The organism is Mesotoga sp., from assembly GCF_035363035.1.
Taxonomy (GTDB): domain Bacteria; phylum Thermotogota; class Thermotogae; order Petrotogales; family Kosmotogaceae; genus Mesotoga.
Genome location: NZ_DAOSEH010000165.1, coordinates 1 through 2,252, shown reverse-complemented (window position 1 = coordinate 2,252; position 2,252 = coordinate 1). Strand labels below are relative to the sequence as shown.

Annotated in this window: 3 protein-coding genes; all 3 read right to left on the bottom strand. The window is 51.4% G+C overall.

The features are described 5' to 3' along the window. Positions 1-454: MBL fold metallo-hydrolase (locus PKX57_RS12075; RefSeq protein ID WP_472417565.1), on the bottom strand; the 454-nt coding region annotated here is incomplete at its 3' end. Between the two features lie 11 nt (positions 455-465). Beyond that, positions 466-1,095, bottom strand: coding sequence for a cyclase family protein (locus PKX57_RS12070; protein WP_472417563.1), 630 nt, complete (start codon positions 1,093-1,095; stop codon positions 466-468). A 21-nt stretch (positions 1,096-1,116) separates the two neighbouring features. After that, positions 1,117-2,127, bottom strand: coding sequence for an AI-2E family transporter (locus PKX57_RS12065; RefSeq protein WP_472417562.1), 1,011 nt, complete (start codon positions 2,125-2,127; stop codon positions 1,117-1,119). Positions 2,128-2,252: the final 125 nt, after the last annotated feature.

The following is a 2,252-nucleotide window of genomic DNA, read 5'->3' as shown; positions in this document are numbered from 1 at the left end:
AAACCGAAGAGCAAACCGTGTGTCCGGGCGCGTGACGGAATTCGATTCCGTCGTCTTCGAAGAAAAGGCCGTCGTTGAAAGTGACGTTCGGCAACCTCATAGGGACCTCGCCCCAACGGAAGCGTGAAAGCTTCGAATAATCGAACTCCCATCTCTCCTTCATCCTCTTTCTGGCGAGAGTGTGAGCCAGTACGTTCGAATCGTTGAAAGCTCCGTTGCCCCATACATGATCGAAATCCGAGTGCGAATTGAAGACCACAAGGCGCCCTTCGTAACTGCTGTTTCGCAGGTATCGCTTTATCACATCCATCCATCGTGGACCGAGAAAGGTGTCGCAGAGATAGGCCCTCTTCTCTCCCAGCACCAGATATACGGAGGTATCGCAGCCCATTGGGGAGTCTCTGTCTTCAAAGGTGAAAAGCACCCCCCTCTTTCCAATCTTTCGTATTTTCAAATCCGCACCCCCTATTCGCTCTCCTGAACCGCCGCGATCACTCTGGCTATCGAGGAGTCGGCGTGTATCTTTAGAGGGAGCGTCAGGACTTCAAAATTGACAACTCCCTGCAGGGATGCGAGGTTGGTCAGATTCTCGATAATCAACACTCCGTTCGAGAAGAGTATCCCGTGCACCGGGTAAGGATACCTATCGGGCGAGGACGAGTCGAAACCTACGGCCTTGACTTTTTTCTCGACCAGAAGTTTCGCAAACTCTTCGGTGATACAGGGATTTTCGACAAAATATTCGCGGTTTCCAAAAATCTCGTCTCTACCCGTCCAGAAGAGTACTATACTACGTTCTGCTATTCTATCGACGTACTCCTCCCTCAGAAGGATCTCACTATGACCCCTCACATCTAGCAACACACCACTGCCCACGAACTTCTCTAGAGGCATCTGGTCGATGTAGAGAGAAGAATTGCTCATGTGCATAGGGCCGTCTATGTGGGTTCCCGAGTGCATCGAGATATGGAGCCTGTGGTTGTTGAAGCCGTCGACAGAAAGATTCCTGGAGCGTTTCAGCGATGTCGCATCGTCTCCCGGATAAACTGCCTGTTCGTCGACTATCGTTCTCGTAAGATCTATGTATCTCTTCATAATTTTCACCTCGATTCTCTATTATTCAAGGATACCATCGTTGCGGCACATAACGAAATCCGACCAGAAACGCCTTATGAAAAGAAGCGCGGGGATGCCTATTATCATACCGAATATACCCAGAAGCTCTCCTATGGCGATCACGGCGACCAGTATTACGAACCAGTTGATCTGCAGCCTGTTCGACATCAGCGCGGGCGTCATTACCCATCCGTCGATCACACCGGCGACCAGCAGTACAACGATGACCCCGAAGACACCCCACAGTCCGTGTGTGGCGTTTCCCACCAGCAGGAAAGGTATCCCCGTTATAACGACGCCCACGTAGGGTATGTAGTTGGTGATCGCTCCGAGTATCGCGAAAAAGAGCGGATGAGGAATTCCCAGCAGAAAAGCTCCGACGCCTATCGTCGCGCCCACCGCCAGGGCTATGAGAGTCCTTTGAAAGACGTAGTTCTGCAAGTCGCGGTTGAAACCTCCCAGGAATTTACGCAGACCCTCCCTGTCGCAACCGGGAAAGATGACCGGCACTATCTTCTCAGAGAAATTCCCTTTGTTTCTCAGCAAATAGACCGAGCCGATAACTAGCAACACGGCGCCGGTCAACCAGGACGAAGCTCCGGCCGCCACTTTTCTGGCCGTATCCAGCGCAAACCCGATCACCATGTCGTTCAAACTTCCGAGAAAATCTTTGACACTTCCGGCAACCGATTCCGGCAATCTCTCCATGAGTCTGTTGAACCTTTCGCCTTCCAGAATCCTGTCTATTTCATTTCCGAAGGAGCTTATGTTCGAAATTATCATCGGTATCGAGCTGGAAAGGAGATATATCACCAGCACCACCAGACCGACCCCTGTTAGCAGCGTCGCGAGACGCCGGGCCCTTTCGCTTTTGAAAAAGCCCGTCGGGACTTCTATCAACATGGCGAGTATGAGAGAGAGCGTGAGAATCCTCGAGGTGAGAGGAAAGAGATAAAGAGAGGCGATATACAAAGCTATATACGCGAGCAGCCAGTTTCGTGTAGTCTTCATGAGTCACCGCTAATCTTATCTGAGGGTTTCCGGTGGTCCCACGTTGAGTGTGAGCCAGTAGTCGCCGATCGCGCGGACGACCTTCACGAATTCACCGAAATCGATCGGTTTTACGAGATAAGAGT